The organism is Luteimonas salinilitoris (assembly GCF_041300785.1).
Lineage (GTDB): Bacteria > Pseudomonadota > Gammaproteobacteria > Xanthomonadales > Xanthomonadaceae > Luteimonas > Luteimonas salinilitoris.
The window spans coordinates 1-24,269 of sequence record NZ_JBFWIB010000015.1; the positions used below are offsets into that span (position 1 = coordinate 1).

Annotated in this window: 18 protein-coding genes; 7 read left to right on the forward strand and 11 right to left on the reverse strand. The window is 70.7% G+C overall.

The window, feature by feature from the left end; translation table 11 throughout:
• Positions 1-531: 531 nt before the first annotated feature.
• Complete coding sequence (locus AB5T46_RS17180; RefSeq protein WP_370565285.1) at positions 532-750, reverse strand: hypothetical protein; 219 nt, start codon at positions 748-750, stop codon at positions 532-534.
• A gap of 59 nt (positions 751-809) precedes the next feature.
• Between AB5T46_RS17180 and AB5T46_RS17185 the strand changes: the two genes are divergently transcribed.
• From AB5T46_RS17185 to AB5T46_RS17200, 4 genes are all read left to right on the forward strand, one after another.
• Complete coding sequence (locus AB5T46_RS17185; protein ID WP_370565286.1) at positions 810-1,586, forward strand: SDR family oxidoreductase; 777 nt, start codon at positions 810-812, stop codon at positions 1,584-1,586.
• Positions 1,587-1,726: 140 nt separating this feature from the next.
• Entirely contained in the window at positions 1,727-4,576 is a 2,850-nt protein-coding gene (locus tag AB5T46_RS17190) for a LysM peptidoglycan-binding domain-containing protein (RefSeq protein ID WP_370565287.1), read from the forward strand.
• 172 nt (positions 4,577-4,748) lie between these two features.
• Positions 4,749-5,195, forward strand: coding sequence for a nuclear transport factor 2 family protein (locus AB5T46_RS17195; protein ID WP_370565288.1), 447 nt, complete (start codon positions 4,749-4,751; stop codon positions 5,193-5,195).
• A 449-nt stretch (positions 5,196-5,644) separates the two neighbouring features.
• Positions 5,645-5,752, forward strand: a complete 108-nt coding sequence (locus AB5T46_RS17200) for a homocysteine S-methyltransferase family protein (RefSeq protein WP_370565289.1) — start codon at positions 5,645-5,647, stop codon at positions 5,750-5,752.
• A gap of 60 nt (positions 5,753-5,812) precedes the next feature.
• On the opposite strand, the gene AB5T46_RS17205 is transcribed toward AB5T46_RS17200, so the two are convergent.
• On the reverse strand, positions 5,813-6,358 hold the full coding sequence (locus tag AB5T46_RS17205) for a YaeQ family protein (protein WP_370565290.1): 546 nt from the start codon (positions 6,356-6,358) through the stop codon (positions 5,813-5,815).
• A 252-nt stretch (positions 6,359-6,610) separates the two neighbouring features.
• Here AB5T46_RS17205 and AB5T46_RS17210 point away from each other — a divergent pair, with 252 nt between their 5' ends.
• From AB5T46_RS17210 to AB5T46_RS17220, 3 genes are read left to right on the forward strand one after another with little or no spacing between them, the layout of a single operon-like run.
• Entirely contained in the window at positions 6,611-8,686 is a 2,076-nt protein-coding gene (locus AB5T46_RS17210; RefSeq protein ID WP_370565291.1) for a TonB-dependent siderophore receptor, read from the forward strand.
• A 5-nt stretch (positions 8,687-8,691) separates the two neighbouring features.
• Entirely contained in the window at positions 8,692-9,846 is a 1,155-nt protein-coding gene (locus tag AB5T46_RS17215; protein ID WP_370565292.1) for a PepSY-associated TM helix domain-containing protein, read from the forward strand.
• Positions 9,843-10,025 carry a hypothetical protein gene (locus AB5T46_RS17220; protein ID WP_370565293.1) on the forward strand — a complete coding sequence of 61 codons (183 nt, stop codon included), beginning with the start codon at positions 9,843-9,845 and terminating at the stop codon, positions 10,023-10,025. The genes AB5T46_RS17215 and AB5T46_RS17220 overlap by 4 nt, the downstream gene beginning before the upstream one ends.
• Positions 10,026-10,312: 287 nt before the next feature.
• On the opposite strand, the gene AB5T46_RS17225 is transcribed toward AB5T46_RS17220, so the two are convergent.
• The 9 genes from AB5T46_RS17225 to AB5T46_RS17265 form a co-directional block, all read right to left on the reverse strand.
• Positions 10,313-11,305 carry a carbohydrate kinase family protein gene (locus AB5T46_RS17225; RefSeq protein ID WP_370565294.1) on the reverse strand — a complete coding sequence of 331 codons (993 nt, stop codon included), beginning with the start codon at positions 11,303-11,305 and terminating at the stop codon, positions 10,313-10,315.
• Positions 11,305-12,609, reverse strand: a complete 1,305-nt coding sequence (gene fucP / locus AB5T46_RS17230) for an L-fucose:H+ symporter permease (protein ID WP_370565296.1) — start codon at positions 12,607-12,609, stop codon at positions 11,305-11,307. Before fucP ends, AB5T46_RS17225 begins: the two co-directional genes overlap by 1 nt.
• Positions 12,606-13,691: a LacI family DNA-binding transcriptional regulator gene (locus AB5T46_RS17235; protein WP_370565297.1), complete on the reverse strand. Its 1,086-nt coding sequence runs from the start codon at positions 13,689-13,691 to the stop codon at positions 12,606-12,608. The genes fucP and AB5T46_RS17235 overlap by 4 nt, the downstream gene beginning before the upstream one ends.
• Before the next feature lie 528 nt (positions 13,692-14,219).
• Positions 14,220-14,846, reverse strand: coding sequence for a DUF4124 domain-containing protein (locus AB5T46_RS17240; RefSeq protein WP_370565298.1), 627 nt, complete (start codon positions 14,844-14,846; stop codon positions 14,220-14,222).
• A complete protein-coding gene (locus AB5T46_RS17245; RefSeq protein WP_370565300.1) occupies positions 14,843-15,613 on the reverse strand; it encodes a DUF4124 domain-containing protein in 771 nt (256 codons plus the stop codon). The genes AB5T46_RS17240 and AB5T46_RS17245 overlap by 4 nt, the downstream gene beginning before the upstream one ends.
• A 222-nt stretch (positions 15,614-15,835) precedes the next feature.
• On the reverse strand, positions 15,836-17,314 hold the full coding sequence (locus AB5T46_RS17250; RefSeq protein WP_370565302.1) for an FAD-dependent oxidoreductase: 1,479 nt from the start codon (positions 17,312-17,314) through the stop codon (positions 15,836-15,838).
• Between the two features lie 121 nt (positions 17,315-17,435).
• Positions 17,436-22,031, reverse strand: a complete 4,596-nt coding sequence (gltB, locus tag AB5T46_RS17255; RefSeq protein WP_370565303.1) for a glutamate synthase large subunit — start codon at positions 22,029-22,031, stop codon at positions 17,436-17,438.
• Positions 22,032-22,347: 316 nt separating this feature from the next.
• Positions 22,348-22,914 carry an L-threonylcarbamoyladenylate synthase type 1 TsaC gene (locus tag AB5T46_RS17260; protein ID WP_370565305.1) on the reverse strand — a complete coding sequence of 189 codons (567 nt, stop codon included), beginning with the start codon at positions 22,912-22,914 and terminating at the stop codon, positions 22,348-22,350.
• A 140-nt stretch (positions 22,915-23,054) separates the two neighbouring features.
• A complete protein-coding gene (locus tag AB5T46_RS17265) occupies positions 23,055-24,227 on the reverse strand; it encodes a lytic polysaccharide monooxygenase auxiliary activity family 9 protein (RefSeq protein WP_459558944.1) in 1,173 nt (390 codons plus the stop codon).
• Between the last annotated feature and the right edge of the window lie 42 nt (positions 24,228-24,269).

Sequence of the window (24,269 nt, forward strand, 5' to 3'; positions counted from 1 at the left end):
GACCACAAGGGCTGGTTCGTCAACTTCGTCGGGAGCTACTGATGCGAACCACGGTCGCGCCGCATCAGGTGACGCCCAGCATTCCGTAGGAGCGCGTCATACGCGCGATGCCGGCGCCGCACGGCGTGCCGGCATCGCCGGAACCCGGTGATCGCGTCCACGCGAGCGACAGCAGCGGCCGCGTGGGATTGCCGGAGGTGCGGGACGACGACGCTCGGGGGCATCGCGCGTATGACGCGCTCCTACGGGGGCGTACCAGCCACGGTCGCGCCGCCTCGGGTGGATTGTGCTCGCATTTCGTAGGAGCGCGCCATGCGCGCGATGCCGGCGCCGTACGGCGTGCCGGCATCGCCGGAATCCGGTGATCGTTTCCACGCGGGCGACAGCAGTGGCCGCGCGGGATCGCCGGAGGTGCGGGACGACGACGTTCGGGGGCATCGCGCGCATGGCGCGCTCCTACGGGGGCGCCAAGGTTTCCTGAACTGCGCGGTCGCGCCGGCCGTCAGCGGAAAGCCGTGCCGCCGCCGCGCGTCACTCTTCCGCGTCCAGCTGCGCCCGGCGCCGCTCGTCGGCCTCGCGCACCGCGTCCTCCACGGCGCGCGCCTTCTCCAGCGGCGCCTGCATCGCGTCGCGCAGTTGCGTGGCCTGCGGCTCCGGCGGCAGCTCCGGGGGTTGCTCGGGCGGCGAACAGGCGCCGCAGGCCAGCGCCAGGGTCGCGATCGACAGTGCGAAGGCGGTGCGGTTCGGCATGGCCGTTCTCCGGTGTGGACCGGCGTTATCCTACGCCCAGTGCACAGGCAGGGCCGACCATGGATCCGCATCGCTGGCGTCTCGACGGACAACTCGCGCTGGTGACTGGCGGCAGCGCCGGCATCGGCCGCGCGGTCGCGCGCGAACTGCTCGGTTTCGGCGCCCGCGTGCTGATCGTCGCCCGCGACGGCAATGCGCTCGAATCCGCCCGCGACGAGCTGATCGACGAGTTCCCCGACGGCGAGGTGCGGGCGCTGGTCGGCGACGTCGCCGACGAGGACCAGCGCCGCGAGGTGCTCGACTGGATCGAGGACCAGGGCGACGGCCTCAACATCCTGGTCAACAACGCCGGCGGCAACCTCACCCGCGCGGCCGCCGACTACACCGAGGACGAATGGCGCGAGATCTTCGAGGTCAACCTGTTCAGCGCCTTCGAGCTGTCGCGTTACGCCTTCCCGCTGCTCACCCAGCACCCGGGCTCTTGCATCGTCAACGTCGGCAGCGTGTCCGGCATTACCCACGTGCGCTCCGGCGCGCCCTACGGCATGAGCAAGGCCGCAATGCACCAGATGACCCGCAATCTCGCCGTGGAATGGGCCGAGGACGGCGTGCGCGTGAACTCGGTGGCGCCCTGGTACATCCGCACCCGCCGCACCTCCGACAAGCTGACCGACCCCGACTACCTGGACGAGGTGCTGCTGCGCACGCCGATGGGCCGCATCGGCGAACCCGAGGAAGTCGCCGCCGCGGTGGCGTTCCTGTGCCTGCCGGCGGCGGCCTACATCACCGGCGAATGCATCGCGGTGGACGGCGGCTTCCTGCGCTACGGGTTCTAGGGCCGGATGCGGCCGCCGGCGAACCGGGCAGGCGGCGATGACACCTTGATGTCAAATGACGCTAGGGTGTTCCCCAGCTGTCGGCATCGCGCGCGGACTGCTGCAATCGGGTCCCTGGAACCGTCACTGCGAGCAGCGCCATGGCACAGATGATCGACGACCGTAACGTCTACGTCCCACCACCGCCGCCGCCGCCCCCGCCACCGCCACCGCCGCCCGTGCCGCCGCAGGGCCCGCAGGAACAGGTCCACACCGTCAAGCCGGGCGACACGCTGGAAGGCATCGCGCGCGAGTACACGACGCCCGACGCCGAAGTGACGGCGCAGGAGATCGCCGATCGCAATGCGATCGAGACCACCGACGTCCTCAACCCGGACGACCGGCTGATCGTCCCCACCGCCCGGGACCACCCGGCGCCGGCCACGCCGGCCGCGACGCCGGAAGCGGAGCGCGTCGACACGGCACTGCAGGCGCATCTCCTCGCGCAGGACAATTTGGCCGTGGTGTCGGCCACGCCCGGTGCGCGCAACGATCCCGACTGGCAGGCCCACCGCGCCGGCTTCGCGCAGCAGGTGAACGACACCGACGCCGAGCTGCAGGAGGCGGTCGCGGCGCAGATCGATGCCGACTTCGCCGCCAACGCGCGTCCGACCGGCGACATCTTCGATGCGGCGGCCATCCACGCGTACGGCAATACCCTTGCGCAGCGCTACAGCCAGGATCCCGCCGCGCTGACCGCGATCGAGGGCGCGGTGCAGGAAGTCGCCATCGATCACGAGGTCGACAGCACGCTCGGCACGGCGGGCGCGATGCCCGACGCCGAGGGCACGATGAACTACCTCAACACGACGCTGCCGACGCTCTCGCCCGAAGCGCAGTCGCGGCTGCTGTCGAGCGCCGAGTACGACACCCTGATCGATCAGCAGGTCGCGCCCGCGATTACCGACCCGCTGCAGGGCGAGCCCTGGGTCAGCAGCATCAACGGCCAGGTCGAGGTTCGCGAAAGCCTGCAGACCCTGCAGACGCTGATCGCCGATGCCGACCCGCGCCTGGCCAACGATCTCGTCGACCGCACCCTGACCGCGCTCGACGACCTGCAGACCCGCGCGACCGATGCCGGCTACGGGATCGATATCGGTCCCGAGGGCACGCGCGCGCTCGAGCACATCGCCGGCCAGGTCGGCGGCACGCCCGCCGGCGACGCGCTGGTGCAGCGCATGGCCGAACTGCCGGTGAACGGGCTGACGCTCGGCCAGGCGGTCGCGGAAGGCGCCTCGCCCGACCTGATCCTCGCCATTGCCGCCAACGGCGGCGGCGAGCGGATCTACCAGCAGGCGATCGACAGCGTGCAGCAGTTCCAGAGCAGCATCGAAGACAATGCCGACGCCTACATCGAGCACATCGAGGAGCTGAACTTCCTGATCGCCAACGGCGGCACGGCAGCGACGCCGGAGCAGCTCGATGCCGTGATCGAAAGGTACGTCTCCGACAAGGGGCCGGAGTGGGAGCAGCAGCTGGAGACCCTGCAGGACCAGCTCGCCGACGACGGCGCCCGGCTGCTCGACCAGACCGCGGCCCTGAGTGCGGCGATCAACACGATGCCGTCCGACCTGCAGGCCGACTTCCGCGACCGCAGCGCCGCTGTCCTGGAGGATCCGATCTCGCAGCTCGCGGTGACCACCGCGCTGCGTCAGCAGCCCGAACTCGCCCGCGGCGAACAGGGCGAGCGCCTGATCGACTCCTTCGCGCAACTCGGCATCACCGGCGGCGACAACGCGCTGGCGACCACCGCGACCGCGGCCTACCTGCGCGAGAACGTGCTGGCGCCCTCGGTCGATCTCGATCTCACCGATCCGGTGGCGCTCGCGCAGGCGCGCGACGACCTCGACGCCGCGCTGCGCAACAACCCGGAGCTCGCGCAGGTGCTGGATGTCACGCCGGAGCAGCTCGACGGCGTCGCCGACGATCTGCTGGCGCTGGTGCCGGAGTCGCCGACGTCGGTGGACAGCGTCGCCGCCGTCAACAACGTCTCCCGCAACCTCAACAACACTCTCGACAACATCGATCGGGTCCTCGGCCGCGACACTCCCTTCGGCGTCCAGTTCCGCACCGCCGCGCTCGGCATCGTCAGCACCGGCCTGGTGAACTCCGCAGGCAACTTCGCCGAGAACCCGACCCTGCGCAACGGCCTGCAGGTGATGGTGGACTCGGCGCGGGTCGGCGTCGATGGCGCGCAGTTCGTCGCCGCGGTCAGCAACGTGCCGGAAGGCTCGCTGGTCTCCGGCCTCAAGACCGCCGGACGCGTGGTGCACGTGCTCGGCGCCGGCCTGGCCGGCATCGATGCACTGGGCCGGCTCGAGCAGGGCGATCTCGCCGGCGCCGGGTGGAATGCCGCGATTGCGGGCGGCGTCGGCTACGCGGTGTTCGGTACCGCCGCGTGGGCCGGGCCGATCGGGTTCGGCGTCGCCACCGTGGCCACGCTCGGTCTGTTCATCCACGACAGCATCAACTCGGCGCAGCACAACAGCCGCTTCGAGACCGAGGCCGCGCAGAATTTCCTCGCCGGCATCGGTTTCAACGCCGAGGCGGCGGAGATCCTGCGCGACCAGAGCGGCGAGAGCTACAGCCCGGTGCCGTTTCTCATGCGCTACGGCGAATTGAGCGGGCTGGACCAGCAGCAGACCGTGGAATGGATCAACGGCCTGCCGCCGGCCGCGCTCGAACGCCTGCGCGACGTAGCGCATGTCTACCTGGACAAGAAGGACGGTGACATCGCCGGTTTCGCCGACAGCGCATCGGGCGATAGCGAACAGCTCGCCGACATCCAGAGCGCGCTGGACAACCGCATGTCGCTGCCGCAGGGTGCGACGGATCCGTTGCAGAACGAACCATGGCTGCTCGAGCTGGAGAACGTCACCGTCCCCGAGTCGGCGGCGGTGCTCGACCGTTTCATGGAACTCTGGCAACTGCCGCGACCGGGACAGCCCTGATCACCGGGTAGCACAAGGCGCGGCGATGCATCCACGCGCTGGTGTATAACTCGCCGTGACCACGGGTTCCGAAGGGACCGGAACCTGGCAGGCGGGTTCCGATTGCATCCGTGCACGGCAGTTTCGTCGCCGGACCGGATCCGGTGCGGGTTGCCACCCACCAGGAGAGTCCATGAAAGCCGTCCACTGGTGCGTTGCCGCGGCGCTCGCGGTTCCTGCGTTGCCGGTCCTGGCGCGCGATGCCGCGCAGGACCGGCATGACATCCTCGAGACCGAGACGGCGCTGTGCGAAGCCTTCGAGAACGGCGATGCCGACACCCTGCGCGCATTGCTGGACGAGCGCTTCGTCCTGACCGGATCCAACGGCATTCCCGCCGACCGCGCGCAGACCATCGCCGAAGTCGAAAGCGGCGAACCGGCCTACGACGTGTTCCGCAACCACGGTCAGACGTTCCACCTGTACGGCGACGCCGCGGTGGTCATCGGCATCACCTCCGTGGAGGGCAAGGCCGGGGGCGAGGCGTTCGCGGCGGATTTCCAGTTCACCGACACCTGGGTATATCGCGACGGCCGATGGTTGCTGGCGGCAAGCCACGCGACGCGCGTGTCCGCGCCGTGAGACCGCCCGGCGTCAGCGTGCCGTAGAGCCGAGCTTGCTCGGCTGCGCGGGCTCCGGAGCCGGGAGCAGCGGAGCAAGCTCCGCTCTACGGGTCTGCGCCCGGTTCGGCCGCGTGGGTGCCGTAGCCGCAATCCCGTAGAGCCGAGCTTGCTCGGCTGCGCGGGCTCCGGAGCCGGGAGCAGCGGCGCAAGCTCCGCTCTACGGGTCTGCGCCCGGTTCTGCCGCGTGGGTGCCGTAGCCGCAATCCCGTAGAGCCGAGCTTGCTCGGCTGCGCGGGCTCCGGAGCCGGGAGCAGCGGAGCAAGCTCCGCTCTACGGGTCTGCGCCCGGTTTGGCCGCGTGGGTGCCGTAGCCGCAATCCCGTAGAGCCGAGCTTGCTCGGCTACGCGGGCTCCGGAGCCGGGAGCAGCGGAGCAAGCTCCGCTCTACGGATCCGGGTTCGGTTCGGCCGTGAACCGCCCCGGGAATCCCGGAGGCTGTAACGTGCTGGGCGGCTGCTGCGGCACCGATCACCGCCACATCGAGCAAATCGCCAGGGCATGCGCGCTGGCGGTCTGAGCCGCCGCGGCTGCCCGGGAGATCGATGCCAACGGCACCATGGCGCGGTGAGGGTGCTTCCTACCGCGGCACCATCCGTTCGACCGGCCGCAGGGCGAGGCTGCCGCGCTCGCCCATCAGCTGCAGCTCCCCGTCCTGGATCAGCGCGGTCAGGCGCATGCCGCGCTCGCCGATGGCGGGCAGTGCCTCGATCACGTCCTCAGGGATGGCCAGTACGGTGAGGTTCTTCAGCCGGGTCAGCGAACTGGCGATCTTCTCCCACCAGATGTCGGCGGCGCGGCCACCGTAGTTGATCACCACCACCTGTCCGGCGCGGGCGCAGGCCTTCTTGATCCGGGTCTCTTCGGGTTGGCCGACGTCGATCCACAGTTCGATCTCGCCGCTGTAGCTGCGCCGGCACAGCGCCGGCTGGTCCTCGTCGCTCAGGCCGCGGCCGAACTCCAGGCGCTCGTCGGCGTAAAGCGCGAACGCGACCAGCCGCACCATCAGCCGCAGGTCGGTCTCCGACGGGTGCTGGGCGAGGGTGAGGTTGTGGGTGCCGTAGTAGTGCCGGTCCATGTCGCTGACCTGCAACTCGGCTTTGACCACGGTGGAGTTGGGTGCCATGGCGGGCGGGTGCCGATCGGAAGTGGGCGCCATTGTAGGCGGCGGACCGCTGCCGCACCGGAACGGCACGCCGTCGCAAAGCGCGGCGACCTGCCCGCCTGCCGGACGCGCCCGGACCGGGCCGCGCGCAGCGGAGAAGAGGATGGCGAGAGCGATCCATGGCAAGCCTCTCCGGCCCATTCTATTGCGAATGAGTTGCATTAACGATATGCGGAATCGATAATGCGCACTGCATTTCCAAGGTCATGAACGATGCGCGATTACGTTCCGCGGCGGCGCCTGCTTGCCGTTTCCCTGTCACTGGCGGCGACCATGCCCGCCGCCTGGGCGCAGGACGCCGCCACGCTGGATACGGTGACGGTGGTCGCCGAGCGCGCCACCACCGCCACCAAGACCGAAACCGCCCTCACCGAGACCCCGCAGGCCATCAGCGTGGTGTCGTCCGACCTGTTCCGCGAGCGCGGCGCGCTCAACCTGCAGGACACGCTGCGCTACAGCGCCGGCGTCACCGCCGAGGCCTTCGGCCTGGACACGCGTGCGGACGTGTCGACCGTGCGCGGCCTGGATCCGGTGCAGTACCTGGACGGCATGCGCCAGCTCTTCAACTACAGCCCGATCGCGCGCCCCGAGGTCTACACCCTGGACCGGGTGGAAGTGCTGCGCGGGCCGTCGTCGGTGCTGTACGGCGCGGGCGGCAACGGCGGCATCATCAATGCGATCAGCAAGCGTCCGCAGTTCCTGCCCGCGGGCGAGTTGGCGCTGCAATACGGCAGCTTCGACCGCAAGCAGGTGCAGCTGGACGTCACCGGACCGCTGAACGACGACGACACATTGGCCGGCCGCGTCGTCGCGGTCGCCCGCGACAGCGGCATGCAGACCGACAGGCTGCCCGACGATCGCCTGCTGTTGTCGCCGTCGCTGACCTGGCGCCCCGGCGACCGCACCGAGGTCACGCTGATCGGCCTGTTCCAGCGCGACGAGACCGGCTCCAGCCAGCAGTTCCTGCCGGTGGTCTCGACGCTGCAGGCCAGCGGTCCGCGCCGCCTGGACGTGTCCACCTTCCTGGGCGACGAGGACTACGACCGGCTCGATGCGCGCCAGAACGCGGCCACCCTGCTGGTGGAGCACCGGCTCAACGACACGACGACCCTGCGCAGCAGCTCGCGCTACGTGGACGCGCGCACCACGTTCCAGCAGATATTCCCGGACGTCTATGCGACTCCATCGAATCCGTTCAATGCCGACGGCCTCGTCGAACGCGACGCCTATGCGATCAAGCCGCATATCCGCATCTTCACCACCGACAACAACGCCGAATACGCCTTCGACACCGGCGCCTTCAGCCATCGTCTGCTGGTCGGCCTGGACTACAGCGAGTTCCGCCAGAGTTCGCATTCGGCCTTCGGCAGGATCACGCCGATCGACATCTACGATCCGGTCTCGACCGGCGTGGTCGCGCCGGAGTACGTGCGCGATCCGGACCAGCGCAACACGCAGGTCGGCCTGTACCTGCAGGACCAGATCCGCTACGCCGATCGCGTGTCGCTGGTGCTCGGCCTGCGCCGCGACCGCGCGCGTTCGACCACCGAGGGCTCGGACACGCAGACCGACGAGGCCACCACGTTCAAGGTGGGCGTGATCGGCGAAGTCGCCGCGGGCTGGTCGCCGTACGTGAGCTACTCCGAGTCGTTCCTGCCGGTGGCCGGCCTGGACTTCTACGGCGACGCCTTCAAGCCGGTGCGCGGCAGCCAGTACGAGGCCGGCGTGAAGTGGGCGCCGAACCGCACCGCGCTGGTGACCGCCAACGTCTACCGCATCGAGGAGACCAATCGCGCCACCAACGATCCGGAGAACGTGCTTAATACCGTACAGACCGGCGAGATCCGCTCGCAGGGCTTCGAGCTGGAAGGTGCATTCGTGATCGCCGGCGACATCGCCCTCAACACCAACTACAGCTACAACGACGCCGAGGTGACGCGCAGCAACTTCGCCCCGGAGGTCGGCCAGCGCCTGAGCGACATGCCGAGGCACCTGGCCTCGGCGTGGGCGGCGAAAACCTTCGCGGTGAGCGACGATGCGCAACTGCGCGTGGGGCTGGGCGGGCGCTACGTGGGCGCCACCATGTCCACCGCCGGTGACGGCGTGCTGCGCACCCCCGGCTACACCCTGGCCGATGCGCTGGTCGCCTACGAACTGCGCGACTGGTCGCTGTCGCTCAACGCCACCAACCTGTTCGACAGGCAGTACTACGCGCCGTGCCGCGCCTTCGGCGACTGCTTCACCGGCACCGGCCGGTCGCTGGTGGGCACGGTCGCGTACCGGTTCTGAGCCGCATGCAGCGTCGTACGCTCAAGGCCTGGTTCCTGGTCCACAAGTGGACCAGCCTGGTATGCACGCTGTTCCTGCTGCTGCTGTTCGCCACCGGGTTGCCGCTGATCTTCTGGGAGGAGATCGCCCACGCCACCGGCGCCGAGCCGGAGGCCGAACCGATGTCCGCCGGCATGCCGCGCGCCAACGTGGACGAGCTGATCGACAAGGCGCTGGCGCGCTATCCGGGCGACGTGCCGCTGTTCTTCGGCTGGGACGAGCACGCGCCGCTGGTGTACGTGAACACCGGCGCGCGACCGGACACGCCGCCGCCGGAGATGCACACGGTGGTCCTGCACGAGTACACCGGCGAGGTGCTGCCGGCGCCGCAGTTCAACGAAGGCGTGATGTTCTTCCTCTATCGCCTGCATACCGACGTGTTCGCCGGGCTGCCGGGCACGCTGTTCCTGGGCGCGATGACGCTGTTGTTCGTGGCTGCGATCGTCTCCGGGGTGGTGTTGTACGCGCCGTTCATGCGCAAGCTGCCGTTCGGCACGCTGCGCACCGGCCGCAGCCGGCGCCTGGCCTGGCTGGACCTGCACAACCTGCTCGGCATCGTGACGCTGGCCTGGGCCCTGGTGGTCGGGCTGACCGGCGCGATCAACACGCTGGCGCAGCCGCTGGAGCAGGCCTGGCAGGCACGGCAGCTGGGCGAGCTGGCCGACCGCTACCGTGGCGCACCGAAACCCGTGCGCTTCTCTTCGCTGGACGCCGCCATCGCCAGTGCCCGCGCCGCGGAACCGGACAAGGAGCCCGCCTACGTCAGCTTTCCCGGCACGGGCTACAGCGGCGAGCACCACTACGGCGTGTTCATGCACGGCAGGACGGCCATCACCGAGCGCATCTACAAGCCGGTGCTGGTCGACGTGGCGACCGGCGAGCTGACCGCGCAGCCGGAACTGCCGCTGTACATGAGCGTGCTGCTGCTGTCGCAGCCGCTGCATTTCGGCGACTACGGCGGGCTGCCGCTGAAGATCCTGTGGGCGCTGCTGGACCTGGTCACGCTGCTGGTGCTCGTCAGCGGCCTGTACCTGTGGTTCAAGCGCGGCTCCACCGAGAGCCGGTTGAAGGAACTCGAGAGCGGACTGGTGGCGGACGCCCCCGCCGGGGCGGCGCGATGAGCGCGCAGGATCTACGCCGTACCTTCGCGGTGCCCGGCGTCATCGCGCTGTCCAGCATCGTCGGCCTGGTCAGTGCGCTGGTCGGCGACGGCATGTTCGACGCCGTGTCCTGGCTCGCGCTGGGGACGGTCGTCGGCGCGGTGCTGTGGGCGGCGGCCGTTTCCGGCAACCGCGGATAGCTCGCGATTTCCGTAGGAGCGCGCCATGCGCGCGATACCGCGCCAGGCAGCCCTTTCCGCCGCAGTGAAGCATGGGCCGTCGCCACGGGCGGTGTCAGTGAATAGCCCGCACCTCGAGCCAACGGGTGCGGTGTTGGTCCATCGTGAGGGGCTTGGCTATTGATTGGCACCGCCCGTGGCGACGGGCCTTGTCTCGCCGCCAACGGAGAAGGCTGCTTGGCGCGGTATCGCGCGCATGGCGCGCTCCTACGGTGCATCCGGACGTTCGATCGGGAAAAGCGGGCGGGTCATGCGGCGCTCTCCAGCAGCGTGCGCACGTCGGCGGCGGTCGGCATCGCGGCGAACGCGCCGTGGCGGGTGGTGGCGAGCGCGCCGGCGGCGGCGGCGTGGCGGAGCAGGTCGTCGCGCATGGCGGTATCGGCGAAGGCAGCGACGAGACCGTCGCGATCGATCCCGCGCGCGACGATGCGCTGCAGCAGGCCGGCGACGAAGGCATCGCCGGCGGCGGTGGTGTCGACGGCGGCGACGCGGAACGTCGGCGCCGTGCCCGCCGCGGCCGCCGTCCACCAGCGGATCGGCGCGGCGCCGTCGGTCACGACCACCACGCGCGCGGCGCCACCCAGCAGGCGAGCGATCACGGCCTCGTCGGTACCGTCGTCGGCGAGGAAGGCCAGTTCCTCGCGGCTCAGCTTGACCAGGTGCGCGGCGGCCAGCGCGCGCCACACGGTCGGCGCCGGATCGACGTCGCGCGGCCACAGCGCCGGGCGCAGGTTGAGATCGAAGCTGACCAGCGCGCCGGCCTCGGCCGCCAGGTGCATGCCGTGCAGGGTGGCGTCGGCGATCCCGGGCGCGGTCAGGCTGTTGGAGCAGACGTGGAACACTGCCGTGTCGGCGAACGCGGCGCGTTCGAAGTCCTCGGCGCGGAACAGCAGGTCGGCCGCCGGCGGCCGGTAGAAGTTGAAGCTGCGCTCGCCGTCGGCGTCGAGCGACACGAACGCCAGCGCGGTGCGTGCGGCGTCGGTGCGCCGCACCTGCGCCACGTCGACGCCGTACCTCGCGAACTGCGACAGCAGCGTGTCGCCGAACATGTCGCGGCTGAGCATGCCGACGAAGCGTGCCTCGCCGTCCAGCCGCGCCACCCCGACCGCGACATTGGCCGGCGCCCCACCGGCGTGCTCCTCGAACTGCCGCGGTGCGCTCGGCGCCGCGGGCGGCCGCGCCAGGAAGTCGATCAACGCCTCGCCGAAGCAGGCGACCACGGTGCGCGCCGCCGCCGCCATCAGTGGGTCAGCCCCGCGGCCTGCGGGGTGTCGGATGCGGGCACCGGCAGGTTGCCGCCGAGCCGGGCGCCGCGCAGCCCGTACCAGATGATGAAGGCGTAGCAGACCAGCGGGATCACGAACGACGGCTGGATGCCGATATGGTCGGCCAGCTTGCCCTGCAGCCATGGCACCACCGCGCCGCCGACGATGCCCATGATCAGCAGACTCGAGGCCTTGCTGGTGAGCGGGCCCAGTCGCTCGATGGCGATGGTGAAGATGGTCGGGAACATGATCGAGTTGAACAGCCCGATCGCGATTACGCTCCACATCGCCAGCTGGTCGGCGGTCGCCATGGTGGCGACCAGCAGCAGCGACGCGATCACGGCGAACAGCGCCAGCAATCGGCGCGCGTCGAACGTCTTCAGCAGGCCCGCGCCGATGAAGCGGCCGACCATCGCGCCGCCCCAGTAGAAGGCGAGATAGCGCGCCGCGCTGGCCTCGGTCAGGCCGCCGGTGTCGGGGCCCGAGATGTAGTTGATCAGGAAGCTGCCGATCGAGACCTCGGCGCCGACATAGACGAAGATCGCCGCCACGCCCCAGCGCAGGTGGCGGTGGCGCAATACCTCGCCGAAGGTGTGGTGCCGTTCGTCGCCGCGGTCGGTGGCCTCGCGCAGCGAGGGAATGCGCATGGTCACCACGAACACCGCCAGCAGCAGCAGGCCGCCGGCCAGCAACAGGTAGGGCGCCTGCACCGACTGCGCCTGGGTGGCGCGGTAGGCCATCTGTTCGGCCATCGACATCGCCGCCAGCTCGTCGGCGCCGAGCACCGCGCCGGCCAGGATCAGCGGCCCGATCAGCCACGGGAACAGGGTGGTGCCGAGCGAGTTCAGCGCCTGCGCCAGGGTCAACCGGCTGTGCGCGGTCTCGGGCCGGCCGAGCAGGCTGATGTAGGGATTGGCCGCCACCTGCAGCAGGGTGATGCCGCTGGCCAGCACGAACAGCGCGGTCAGGAACAACGGGTACGACGGCATGCGCGCGGCCGGGGAGAACATCGCCGCGCCCGCCGCGGCCACCACCAGCCCGACCACGATGCTCGCCTTGTAGCCGATCCGCGAGACCACCGCCCCCGAGGGCAGCGACATCAGGAAGTAGGCGCCGAAGAACGTCGACTGGATCAGCATCGTCTGCGCGTAGCCCATCTCGAACACGGCTTTCAGGTGCGGGATCAGCACGTCGTTGAGGCTGGTCAGCCCGCCCCAGGTGAAGAAGATCAGGCTGACCACCGCGAGCGCCGCGGTGTTGGAGAGGTGGCGCTGGTTCATGCGGGGATTCCTTCGGAAACGGGAACGGCGAAGCTGCTGGCGCGCACGCGCAACTGCGCGGGCACGACCAGGGTACGGGAGGCTTGCGGCGCGTCGCCGCGCACGCGCGCCAGCACCAGGCGCGCGGCCGCGATGCCGCATTCGCGCGGGGCGACCGCGACGGTGGATAGCGGCGGCATCGCCACCGCGGCCTCGGGAATGTCGTCGAAGCCGACCACGGCGAAGTCGCGTCCGGCCTGGCGCCCGCGCGCCGACAGGCCCGACATCAGGCCGAGCGCGACCGCGTCGTTGTAGCAGATCGCTGCGGTCGGGGCCGGATCGCGCACGAACAGGGCGCCGGCGTGGCGCGCGGCCTCCAGCCGCGTCGGCGCGCATTCGATCAGCCAGGCGGGGTCCGGGGCGAGGCCGGCCGCGGCCATCGCTTCGCGGTAGCCGCCGCGGCGCTCGTCGCAGGAACTCGAATCGCGATGGCCGCCGAAGAACGCGATCGCGCGGTGCCCGCGCGCCAGCAGGTGTTCGGTGGCCAGGCGCGCGCCGCGGCGGTTGTCGAGGGCGAGGAAGTCCCAGCCGGCGGCGGCGTCGGCGCGGTCGAGCGCGCGGTTGAACACCAGCACCGGCAGCCGCGCGGCGAGCACCCGGTGCAGGCGCGCCGGGTCGCTGTGCTCGGCCGGCGACAGGATCACCGCCGCCGGATCGTGTTCGGCCAGCGAGGTGAGCACCGCCTGCTGGCGGTCGGGCGACTCGCCGGTGCTGCCGAGCAGCAATACGTAGCCGGCCTCGGCCAGCGCCGCGTCGACGCCGGCGGCGAACTCGGCGAAGAACGGGTTGGCCAGATCGTTCACCACCAGCGCCACCGCGTTCGAGCCGCGCCGGCGCAGGCTGGCGGCGCCGCGGTGGTAGACGTAGCCCTGGCGCGCGATCTCGGCCTGCACCCGGGCGCGGGTCTCGGCGCGCACCAGCGGACTGCCGCGCAGCACCAGCGACACCGTCGCCCGCGACAACCCGCAGCCGGCGGCGACGTCGGCCAGGGTGACGCGGCGTTCGCGGGCGGAGGTCGGCTGCGGGGATGGCTCGTGCTGCATTCGGACCGGTTCGACTGCGAGAAAGGAAAGTAGTTTAGACCGATCTAAATTGCCAGGTACCCATATCCTGTGCCGTCACCCTGCAGGCGGAACCGAACCGAGACTGGCCCGGCAAGAACGCGGAGCAGCCGTACTCGATGTCGATCGACTGACCCGATTGGCTTTGAAGCCCCTCTCCCTCCGGGGTGAGACCGCACGGCTTGCGCGCCACTGGCGCACGTGCGGTGGAGCGCCCGCGCCGCTGGCGCGGGCCGGGGCGCGGAGCGGGGGTTGGGGTGAGGGTACGGCGAAGTCGCGATGGTTCGGATCTCTGCCGCTTCGCCGTACCCTCATCCGGCCCCCGGACTAAAGCATTCGGGGCAGGCTCTTCGGGCCACCCCCGACCGACAGCGCTTCGGGGGCAGGCTCTCGCTCCGGGCCCCGGCCCTTGCGCAGGGCGCAAGGGCGTTCAGGCGTGCGCGAGCCAATGGCTCGCAAGCAGCACGCCTTCACCCCGGAGGGAGAAGGAAATGCGTGCGGCGCGGGGCATCACTCGGCGGCGCAGGTGCTGGTGTCGCGGACCCGCGCCAGCGCCTCGTACTCCGCGCGCCGGTCCTCGGTGGCGTAGTGGCCGCCGGCGAATTTCCAGCGAAATTCCGCCTCGTCGACGCGCGCGTCCCAGGCTTCGCAGAGAGCTTCGTCCGGCACCGGCTCGCAGACGTCGGTGACCTGCATGCAGGCCTTGCCTGCGCCCAGGCCCTGCAGACCGCCGATGCCGACGGTGGCCATCGGTTGGCAGCGCGACGCGGGCTCGCTGTCCTCGGTGTAGTAGCGGGTCTGGTCGTAGGTCGTGCACAGGAACAGCGGCGGCGGCAGTTGCAGTTCGAGATCGATCACCAACGCGGCCGGGTCGAAGCCGTCGTCCCTTTTCACGCGCGTGATCGGGGCCAGGTGCGACGGCGCCGGCGGCGGCGTCATCGGCACGTAGGCCGGTAGCGGCGGCGGCGGATCGATCACGCGCGTCTTCTGGGTGCTGCCGGCCGGGCAGGGCGTATCGTTCTGCACGGTGACCGCGCCACCGGCATCGGTGCAGTGGTAGATCACCATTTCGTTCTTCTGTGCGATCGCCGGCGCCGCGAGCAGCAGCGCGGCGCAAAACAACGCATGCCGCATCATCGGATTCCGCAATCGTTGGCCAGGCGCGCGCTGAGCGCGCGCTCCTCCTGGCGCAGTGTATTGCGTTCGCTTTCCTGGGCGTTGAAGAAGCGCCGGCGGATCTCCTGGCGGCGGTCGCGCAGGCGGTCGCAGACATCGCCCTGCGGCAGGCGCGTGCATTCGTCGCGGATCCAGGTGCCGCCGCCGCCGTAGCCATGGCCGTAGCCGGGGGGATGGGGACGGGGCCGATCCAGGCGGCCATGCAGGATGCCGGGCGATGGCTGCGGACGATCGTACGCCGGCGGGATGCTGATGTTTGCCGGTGGCGGCATGCGCGTGCGGTCGTCGACGAAGGTGACGCCGCGCTCGGCGCTCGGACGCGCGGGATGGTGATCGCCGCCGTGACCGACCGGATAGCCGAGCGTCCACAGCGGCACCCAGCGCGGATTGCCGTCGCCGGTGTCGCTGGTATAGCGGTCGCCCTCGGGGGTGACGCATTCGTACATCGGTTGCGGCGGGCTGACCACGACCACCTGCGGTTCGGCCGGCGCGGGCGCCGACTCGGGTCCCGGCGCGGGCGCGCGCGCCGGCGCGTCCTGCGGGCGCAGCATGGTGCGGGTCTGCTGGGTCTGCGCATCATCGCAGGGCGTGTCGCGCAGGGTCAGGCTGCCGTCCGCGTCGGTGCAGCGGTAGATGACGACGTCGTCCGCATTCTCCCCAGGTGCCTCCTGCGCCACCGCGGCGGCGCAGGCGAGCAGGGCCGACAGCGTGAGCATCCAGGCGCGCATGCCGACATCATGCGCCGGCTTGCCGCCCGGCGGTAGGCGCGGATCCGCCTTCGGGCAGGGATAGGTTCAGGCTGTCCCGTGCGATGGCCGCGGCGCTCCTCTTGTCTCTCGTAGAGCGGAGCTTGCTCCGCTGCTCTCGTCTCGAGCCACCGGCGCACCAGGAAGAAGCAGCGGAGCAAGCTCCGCTCTACGGCGACCGGGCGGCGGGGCGGCGGGGGCCGGTCAAGCGGCGTCGAGTGCGGAACGAGTGCTGCCGGCGGTCAGCATCCGGGTCATCGCCCCGGCGGCGTCGCGGCCTTCCTGCACCGCGGTCACCACCAGGTCGGCGCCGCGCACCACGTCGCCGCCGGCGAACAGTTTCGGATGCGAGGTCTGGTACGGCAGCCGGCCTTCGCCGCCGACCACGATGCGGCCGTTGCCGGTCGCGTCGACGCCGTGGGCGGCCAGCCACTCCGGCAGCTCCGGCGTGAAGCCGAAGGCGATGATCACCAGGTCGGCATCGATCACCCATTCGCTGCCGGGCACCGGCTCGGCCCGGCGTCGCCCGCGCGCGTCGGGCTCCCCCAGCCGGGTCTCGGCCACGCGCACGCCGGTGACGTTGCCGGCGCCGTCGTCCGCGATCGCCAGCGGCTGTCGGTTGAACAGGAACTCCACGCCTTCCTCGCGCGCATTGGCCACCTCGCGCGCCGAGCCGGGCATGTTGGCCTCGTCGCGGCGATAGATGCAGCTGACGCTGGCCGCGCCCAGGCGGACCGCCGAGCGCACGCAGTCCATGCCGGTATCGCCGCCGCCGAGCACCGCCACGCGCTTGCCGCGCAGGTCGGGAATCTCGACCCGGTCCTCCCAGCCGGCGATCGCCTGGCCCTGCGGATCCGACCCGGTGACGATGCGCCCGTTCTGCACCAGGAACGGCAGCGCCGGCAGCACCGCGCGCAGGTCCTGGCCGGGCAGGCCGCCATCGGTGTAGCGGTAGGCACCGAGGCCGAGGAACACGGCGTCGTAGTCGCGCAGCAGTTCGTCCATCGACACGTCGCCGCCGACCTCGACGCCGAGACGGAAGCGCACGCCCATGCCCTCGAGCACCTCGCGCCGCATCGCGATCACCGACTTGTCGAGCTTGAAACTGGGAATGCCGAACTGCAGCAGGCCGCCGATCTGTTCGTAGCGGTCGAACACCGTGGCCTCGATGCCGCGCCGCACCAGCCGGTCGGCGCAGGCCAGGCCCGCCGGGCCTGCACCGATCACCGCAATGCGCTTGCCGGTGGGTGCGACCTTGGACAGGTCGGGTCGCCAGCCCTGGGCGAACGCGGTGTCGGTGATGTATTTCTCCACCGCGCCGATGGTCACCGCGCCGAAGCCGTCCTCCAGCGTGCACACGCCCTCGCACAGGCGATCCTGCGGACAGACGCGCCCGCACATCTCCGGCAGCGGGTTGGTCTCGTGGCACAGCGCGGCGGCCTCGAGGATGCGGCCTTCCTCCACCAGCCGCAGCCAGTTGGGAATGTAGTTGTGCACCGGACAGCCGGTCTGGCAGTACGGGTTGCCGCAGTCGATGCAGCGCCCGGCCTGGTGCGCCGCCTCGTCCTCGCCGAAGCGGCCGTAGAGCTCGTTCCAGTCGCCGGCGGTCCGCAGCTGCAGCGGGATCCGCCGCGGCATCTCGCGCGGCAGATCTAGGAACTGGAAGGCGTGCCTCTTGCTCATGAGTCGACCGGATGGGAATGATGAGGAACGAGTGGAGAGGAACGAGGAACGAGTAACGGCAAAAACGGGGGCGCGCGCCCGCTTTTACTCGTTCCTCGTTTCTCGTTTCTCGTTCCTCGCATCATGCTGCTCGCCGCAAATCCTCCGTCAGCGCTTCCAGGCTCGCCGCCTTCGGCTTGACCAGCCAGAACTTGCCGACGAAGTCGCGGAACTCCTCGACGATCTGCGCGCTCCAGGCGCTGCCGGTCAGGCGCGCGTGGACCGCGACGAGGTCGGTGAGGTGCTGGCGGTAGTTCTCGAAGCCTTCCGGCGAGACCCGCAGGATGTCGATCAGCTCGTGGTTGTAGCGGTCGACGAAATCGCGGTCGAGGTCGAGCACGTAGGCCAGGCCGCCGGTGAAGCCGGCGCCGAAGTTGAGCCCGGTGCGCCCCAGCACCACCACCACGCCGCCGGTCATGTATTCGCAGCAGTGGTCGCCGGCGCCTTCGAGCACCGCCACCGCGCCGGAGTTGCGCACCGCGAAGCGCTCGCCGGCGCGGCCGGCGGCATACAGCTCGCCGCCGGTGGCGCCGTACAGGCAGGTGTTGCCGAGGATCGGCGTGTACCGCGGATCGAACGTGCTGCCAGCCGGCGGGTGCAGCACGAGGCGGCCGCCGGCCATGCCCTTGCCGACGTAGTCGTTGGCCTCGCCCTCGAGGGTCATGTGCAGGCCGCCGGCATTGAACGCGCCGAAGCTCTGTCCGGCGCTGCCGGTCAGCCGCAGGTGGATCGGCGCGCCGGCCATGCCGGTGTTGCCGTGGTGGCGGGCGATCGCGCCGGACAGGCGGGTGCCGATGGCACGGTCGGTGTTGCGGATCGCGTAGCTGTACTCGCCGCCGCGCGCGTGTTCGATCACCTGCGCCAGGTCGGCGTCCAGCCGTCGCGCGAGTCCGTCCACCGGTGCGCGCAACGCGGCGCCGCAGCCGGCGCCGTAGCCCGCGTAGCCCGGATGCAGCGGCGCGGCGCCCTGCGCCGGCATGCCGGCGACTTGCGGCGCGTCGGGATCGGGGTTGCCGGCGGCCGCGTCCGGCGCCGCGCTCGTCGCGGTCTCGTCGGGCTCGAACCGCCGCGCGTGCGCGGGATCGCGCTGCAACAGCCGCGACAGGTCGATGCGTACGTGCTCGCGGGGCGTGTCGACGGTCTGCTCGAGCAGTTCGGTGCGGCCGACGATCTCGTCGAGCGAACGCACGCCCAGCCGCGCCAGCTGCTCGCGCACGTCCTCGGCGACGTTGCGGAAGAAGCATTCCACGCGTTCGGGCAGCCCCTTGAAGTGGTTGGCGCGCAGGCGCTCGTCCTGGGTGGCGACGCCGGTGGCGCAGTTGTTGAGATGGCAGATGCGCAGGTACTTGCAGCCCAGCGCGATCATCGGCGCGGTGCCGAAGCCGAAGGTGTCGGCGCCGAGCAGCGCGGCCTTGATCACGTCGAGCCCGGTCTTCAGGCCGCCGTCGGTCTGCAACAGCACACGCCCGCGCAGCCCGTTGTACTGCAGCGCCTGCCGCGCCTCCGACAGCCCCAGCTCCCACGGCACGCCGGCGTAGCGGATCGACCCCAGCGGGCTGGCGCCGGTGCCGCCGTCGTGTCCGGAGACGGTGATCAGGTCGGCGCCGGCCTTGACCACGCCGGCGGCGATCGTGCCCACGCCCGCGTGCGCGACCAGCTTCACCGAGATCAGCGCCTCGGGGTTGACCTGGCGCAGGTCGAAGATCAGCTGCGCCAGGTCCTCGATCGAATAGATGTCGTGATGCGGCGGCGGCGAGATCAGGCCGATGCCGGGCTTGGCGTAGCGAAGCCGCGCGATCAGCGGATTGACCTTGCTGCCCGGCAGCTGCCCGCCCTCCCCGGGTTTCGCGCCCTGCGCGATCTTGATCTGCAGCACGTCGGCGTTGATCAGGTATTCCGGGGTGACGCCGAAGCGGCCGGAGGCGATCTGCTTGATCCTGCTGCGGCGCTCGTCGTGATAGCGCGCCGGATCCTCGCCGCCCTCGCCGGAATTGCTGCGCCCGCCGAGCCGGTTCATCGCGATCGCCAGCGCCTCGTGCGCTTCCGGCGACAAGGCGCCCAGGCTCATCGCCGCGGAGTCGAAGCGCTTGACGATCGCCGACACAGGCTCCACCTCGTCCAGCGGCACCGGCACGGCGGCATCGCGCGGACGCAGCAGGTCGCGCAGCGCCGCCGGCGGGCGGCCGTCGACGTGGTCGGCATAGCGCTTCCAGTCGCCGCGGTCGCCGGTCACCACGGCGCGCATCAGCGACTGCACCACGTCGGGATTGAACTGGTGGTACTCGCCGCCGTGCACGTAGTGCAGCAGGCCGCCGAGTTCGGGCAGGGCGTTGTCGTCCCAGCCCTGCGCGGCCAGATGGCGCGCATCGGCCTGCAGCCGCGCGAAGCCGGCGCCGCCGATGCGCGAGGGCGTGCCGTCGAAGCACAGCGACACCACCTCGTCGTCGAGGCCGACGATCTCGAACAGCTGTGCGCCGCGATAGCTGGCGATGCTGGCGATGCCCATCTTCGACAGGATCTTCAGCAGCCCCTTCTTGACGCCGCGGCGATAGCTGCGGCCGATCTGCGGCGGCTCGCTGCTGGTCTTGCCGCCGAGGATGCCGCGGCGGCCGAGCGCGTGCAGGGTCTGGTAGGCGAGGTACGGATACACCGCGGTGGCGCCGTAGCCGATCAGGCAGGCGAAGTGGTGCGGATCGCGCGCAGTGCCGGTCTCGACGACCAGGTTGACGTCGCAGCGCAGTCCGGTGCGCACCAGGTGCTGGTGGATCGCGCCGGTGGCCAGCAGCGCATGCACCGCGGCGCTGTCGCGGCGCGGGCGGCGGTCGCTGAGGATCAGCAGTTCGACGCCCTCGCGGGCGGCGGCCTCGGCCTCGTCGCGGATGCGCACGAGCGCATCGCGCAGCGATTCGCCGTGGTCGAAGTACAGGTCGACGTAGCGGTAGCGATCGACGAAGCGCGGCAGCGCCATCAGCTGGTTGAGCTTGCGCTGCGACAGCACCGGCGAGTTCAGCAGGACGTGGTCGACGTTCCCGGGGCCGTCCACGAACAGGTTGCCCTCGCGCCCGATCTGCGTGGCCAGCGTCATCACGCAGTCCTCGCGCAGCGGATCGATCGGCGGGTTGGTCACCTGCGCGAAGGCCTGGCGGAAATGGTCGTACAGCGGCCGCACGCGCTGGCTGAGCGCCGCCATCGGCACGTCGTCGCCCATCGAGCCGGTGGCTTCCTGCTCGGTCTCGGCCAGCGGCCGCAGCACCGACTCCTGCTCCTCGCGGCTGAGCTGGAACAGCTTCTGGAAGCCGAGCAGGGTGTCCGGCGTGAACGGCGCGTCGGTCAGCGCCGGGTCGATCAGTTCCGTCTGCAGATAGGTCATGCCGCGCTTGAGCCACTGCTTGTAGGGCGCGCGGGCACGGTTGACGGCGTCGATGGCGTCGTTGTCGAGCAGCGCACCCTGCCGCAGGTCGACCGCGATCATCTCGCCGGGGCCGAGCTTGCCCTTGGCCAGCACCTGCTCGGGCGGCAGGTCCCAGACGCCGGCTTCCGAGGCGATCAGGAACAGCCCGTCGCGCGAGCGCGTCCAGCGCGCTGGGCGCAGGCCGTTGCGGTCGAGGGTGCAGGCGGCGTAGTGGCCGTCGCACATCACCACGCCGGCGGGACCGTCCCAGGGCTCGGAGTTGATCGAGTAGTACTCGTAGAAGGCGGCGAGGTCGACGTCTTTGTATTCCAGCGACTGCGTCGCCGGCGGCATCAGGATGCGGATCGCCTGCAGCAGGTCCATGCCGCCGAGCAGCAGCCACTCGAGCATGTTGTCGAGCGACTGCGAGTCGGAGCCGTGCATGGTGACCGGCGATTCGAACTCGGACAGGTCGAGCACCGGCGAGCGCCACACGTTGCGGCGGGTGAGCGCCCAGCGGCGGTTGCCCTCGATGCTGTTGATCTCGCCGTTGTGCGCCAGCCGCCGGAACGGGTGGGCCAGCGCCCAGCGCGGCAGGGTGTTGGTGGAGAAGCGCTGGTGGAAGACCGTCGCGCTGGCGGCGAGCTCCGCGCGCGCCAGGTCCGGGAACAGTTGCGGCAGGTGGTCGGGCAGCACCATGCCCTTGTAGCCGAGCAGTTTCGCCGACAGGTTGACGATGTAGAAGTCGGGGTGGTCGGCGGCGAGTGCCTGTTCGCAGCGGCGCCGCGCCAGGTACAGCGCGCGCTCGAAGTCGTCGTCGTCCGGGCCGTCGCATTCGATGAACACCTGCTCGATGCGCGGCATCGACGCGCGCGCCTGTTCGCCGCAGGCGTCGGCGTCGACCGGCACCGTGCGCCAGCCCACCAGGCGCGCGCCGGCGGCGGCGACCTCGTCCTGCAGCCGCGCCCGGCAATGCGCGGCGGCATCGGGGTCGTGCGGCAGGAACACCAGGCCGGAGGCGCAGGTGCCGGGATGCAGCGCGATGCCGGCCTCGTCCGCCAGCAGGCGCACGAACGCGCCGGCGCCGCAAAGCAGCACGCCGCAGCCGTCGCCGCTCATGCCGTCGGCGTTGACGCCGCCGCGATGGCGCATGCGCGCCAGCGCCTGCAGCGCGGTATCGACCAGGGCGCGGTCGCCGTCGCCGCCGATTCGCGCGATCAGGCCGAAGCCGCAGTTGTCGCGCTCGCTGTCGGGGTCGTAGAGGCCCCGATCCGGAAATGCCCGCATCGTGTGTTGCCGTGACCGTGGGTGGAGGGAGCCGCGGGGATCGTGGCTGCGGCCTCCCTGCCGCCGCGACGCATCCGCGGACCCCCGAATAGATCACAGTTTGTGCAGTGCGGCAACGTGTGACTGCACGAAAAATCCGTTGCACGCGCAACTATGGGCGCCAGGCAATCCTATCCGCCGCGACGATGCAAGCACCGTCGCCACGGGTGTCGCCAATGAATAGCCGCGCCAGGCAGTCGTTTCCGCTGCGATGAGAGATGGGCCGTCGCCACGAGTGCCGCTACGAAAGCGTCGCGTCTGTGCTTCTCCGCGGGTTTTAGCGCAAAATCTCGCCACTGCGCGCGTCACAGATCGCCGTGGGCCGTTCCAGGCCGGAAGTCTCGCCGGCGACGACGGCATCGACGCCGACCCGGATCGCGGGATCGAGCTCGGCCAGCGTGCGCGGCGCCGGCATGCCAGTCATGTTCGCGCTGGTGGAGACGATTGCGCCACCGAATGCGTTGCAGAGCGCCACGACGCCGGGATGCGCGCTGACGCGCACCGCGACCCCGGCATGCGCGCCGCGGATCCAGGCGGGCGTGTCCGCGCGTGCCGGCACGATCCAGGTGTGCGGTCCGGGCCAGCTGGCGGAGACCGCATTGCGGCGAACGTCCGCCAGCGCGTCCCAGTCGACGAATGGATCGAGCTGCACGCGGGACGCGGCGACCAGGATCAGCCCCTTGTCGACTGCGCGCCGCTTCAGTGCCAGCAGGTGCAGCGTGGCGGTCTCGTCCATCGGATCGCAGCCCAGCCCCCACACCGCCTCGGTCGGGTATGCGACCACTCCGCCGGCACGCAGGACGGCGGCGGCTTCGGTGACGTCGGTGGTGGAACGGGCGGCCATGCCGCCAGCTTACGATGCAATCCGCGGGCCGGCACCGCGTCTCTCGTGCCGCCCTTGTGGGAGTGGCAGCGGCATGCCGCTGCCGGGAAGTCGCGACTCCCGTCGTTCCCGCACAGAAGGCCGAAAGCAGCCAGGATGCGTCAGTACAAGACCCAGGCATCCTGCCAGGCGACGCCGGTACCGGGCGCATAGTGATAGGCGCTGTCGATGTTGCACCAGCCGCCTTCCGGGTACGGCCGGCAGCCATAGAGCTTGCCGTCGCTGCCCTTGACCACGGTTTCGCCCGGCACGTATCCGCCGATGCCGTCCGGATAGACGTAGTCGTAGTCGCCCGGTGGTGGTGGGTCCGCCGGCAATTCGACGTCGATCTGGTGGCTGCGGCCCTCGCCGCTCAGATAGACGCGGTTGCCGCTGGCCGAGGCGATCGGGGTGATGGTGCCGTTGTCGAGCACGCCGATGCGGGCGTGGCCGGCGCGGGCGTTGACCGCCTGCCCGACCCGCAGCGGCCAGGCGCTGGTCGAGGTCTGACCGGCCTGCAGCACGGTGGCGATGCGCTCGGCATCGCTGCCGTCGGCGTTGAACACGCGCAGCGTCACCGTGGTGCCGGCCGGCAGCGCGTTCTGCGCGACCAGCGCGCCGGCGTCGCGCCATTGCGGCGGAGGCGGCGGATTGCCGCCTCCGGCGAACTGCACGTCGACGCAGGTATAGAACGCCTCCTGCGAATCCGAGCGCTGCCAGGTGTTGTAGATCACGTGCCGGCCGCTGCGCTGCGGCAGCGGGCAGTCGAGGCGGTAGGTGCCGTCGGCGGACAGCGGCACGTTGCCGAGCCGGCAGAATTCCTCCAGGTCCGACCAGCGCAGCGTCGTCTCCGGATTCCAGCCCTCGCGGGTGACATAGAAGGTCCAGTCGCGGGTCGCGTGCGGCGCGGTGCCGCGGAACAGGAATTCGTAGCGGCCGTCGGCGTCGGGTGCGATCGGCGTCGCCTGCCAGTCGCCGCGCACCAGGTCCAGGCCGCGGAAGGTCGGGTTGTTGCCGCTGCACAGCGTGCCGTCCGGCACCACCGCCTGGTGGTTGCCGTTGGCGGCGGCCTGGTTGATGCCCATCCAGTCGTAGAACAGCTGCGGGCCGGCGACTTCCCATGCGGCGCGGCAGGCCGGATCGGCCGGGTTCTCGCGGTTGCCCTGGGCGCAGGCGTAGATGCGACTCTCCGGCCGGACCATGCTGCCGTGCGCGTGCACGGTGGAGGCAGGCAATGCGCAGGCGGGCGAAAGGATTGCGATGGCGAGCCATCGCGTGTGCGGTACGGATGTCATGTCGGCCTCCCGGCGCGGATGTGGTTCCGGCCCCCGGGGCAA

Excerpts from the sequence above, each read along its gene's own strand:
- AB5T46_RS17180 (WP_370565285.1), bottom strand. The coding sequence starts at position 750 with ATGCCGAACCGCACCGCCTTCGCACTGTCGATCGCGACCCTGGCGCTG.
- AB5T46_RS17185 (WP_370565286.1), top strand. The coding sequence starts at position 810 with ATGGATCCGCATCGCTGGCGTCTCGACGGACAACTCGCGCTGGTGACT.
- AB5T46_RS17190 (WP_370565287.1), top strand. The coding sequence starts at position 1,727 with ATGGCACAGATGATCGACGACCGTAACGTCTACGTCCCACCACCGCCG.
- AB5T46_RS17195 (WP_370565288.1), top strand. The coding sequence starts at position 4,749 with ATGAAAGCCGTCCACTGGTGCGTTGCCGCGGCGCTCGCGGTTCCTGCG.
- AB5T46_RS17205 (WP_370565290.1), bottom strand. The coding sequence starts at position 6,358 with ATGGCACCCAACTCCACCGTGGTCAAAGCCGAGTTGCAGGTCAGCGAC.
- AB5T46_RS17210 (WP_370565291.1), top strand. The coding sequence starts at position 6,611 with ATGCGCGATTACGTTCCGCGGCGGCGCCTGCTTGCCGTTTCCCTGTCA.
- AB5T46_RS17215 (WP_370565292.1), top strand. The coding sequence starts at position 8,692 with ATGCAGCGTCGTACGCTCAAGGCCTGGTTCCTGGTCCACAAGTGGACC.
- AB5T46_RS17220 (WP_370565293.1), top strand. The coding sequence starts at position 9,843 with ATGAGCGCGCAGGATCTACGCCGTACCTTCGCGGTGCCCGGCGTCATC.
- AB5T46_RS17225 (WP_370565294.1), bottom strand. The coding sequence starts at position 11,305 with ATGGCGGCGGCGGCGCGCACCGTGGTCGCCTGCTTCGGCGAGGCGTTG.
- fucP (WP_370565296.1), bottom strand. The coding sequence starts at position 12,609 with ATGAACCAGCGCCACCTCTCCAACACCGCGGCGCTCGCGGTGGTCAGC.
- AB5T46_RS17235 (WP_370565297.1), bottom strand. The coding sequence starts at position 13,691 with ATGCAGCACGAGCCATCCCCGCAGCCGACCTCCGCCCGCGAACGCCGC.
- AB5T46_RS17240 (WP_370565298.1), bottom strand. The coding sequence starts at position 14,846 with ATGATGCGGCATGCGTTGTTTTGCGCCGCGCTGCTGCTCGCGGCGCCG.
- AB5T46_RS17245 (WP_370565300.1), bottom strand. The coding sequence starts at position 15,613 with ATGCGCGCCTGGATGCTCACGCTGTCGGCCCTGCTCGCCTGCGCCGCC.
- AB5T46_RS17250 (WP_370565302.1), bottom strand. The coding sequence starts at position 17,314 with ATGAGCAAGAGGCACGCCTTCCAGTTCCTAGATCTGCCGCGCGAGATG.
- gltB (WP_370565303.1), bottom strand. The coding sequence starts at position 22,031 with ATGCGGGCATTTCCGGATCGGGGCCTCTACGACCCCGACAGCGAGCGC.
- AB5T46_RS17260 (WP_370565305.1), bottom strand. The coding sequence starts at position 22,914 with ATGGCCGCCCGTTCCACCACCGACGTCACCGAAGCCGCCGCCGTCCTG.
- AB5T46_RS17265 (WP_459558944.1), bottom strand. The coding sequence starts at position 24,227 with ATGACATCCGTACCGCACACGCGATGGCTCGCCATCGCAATCCTTTCG.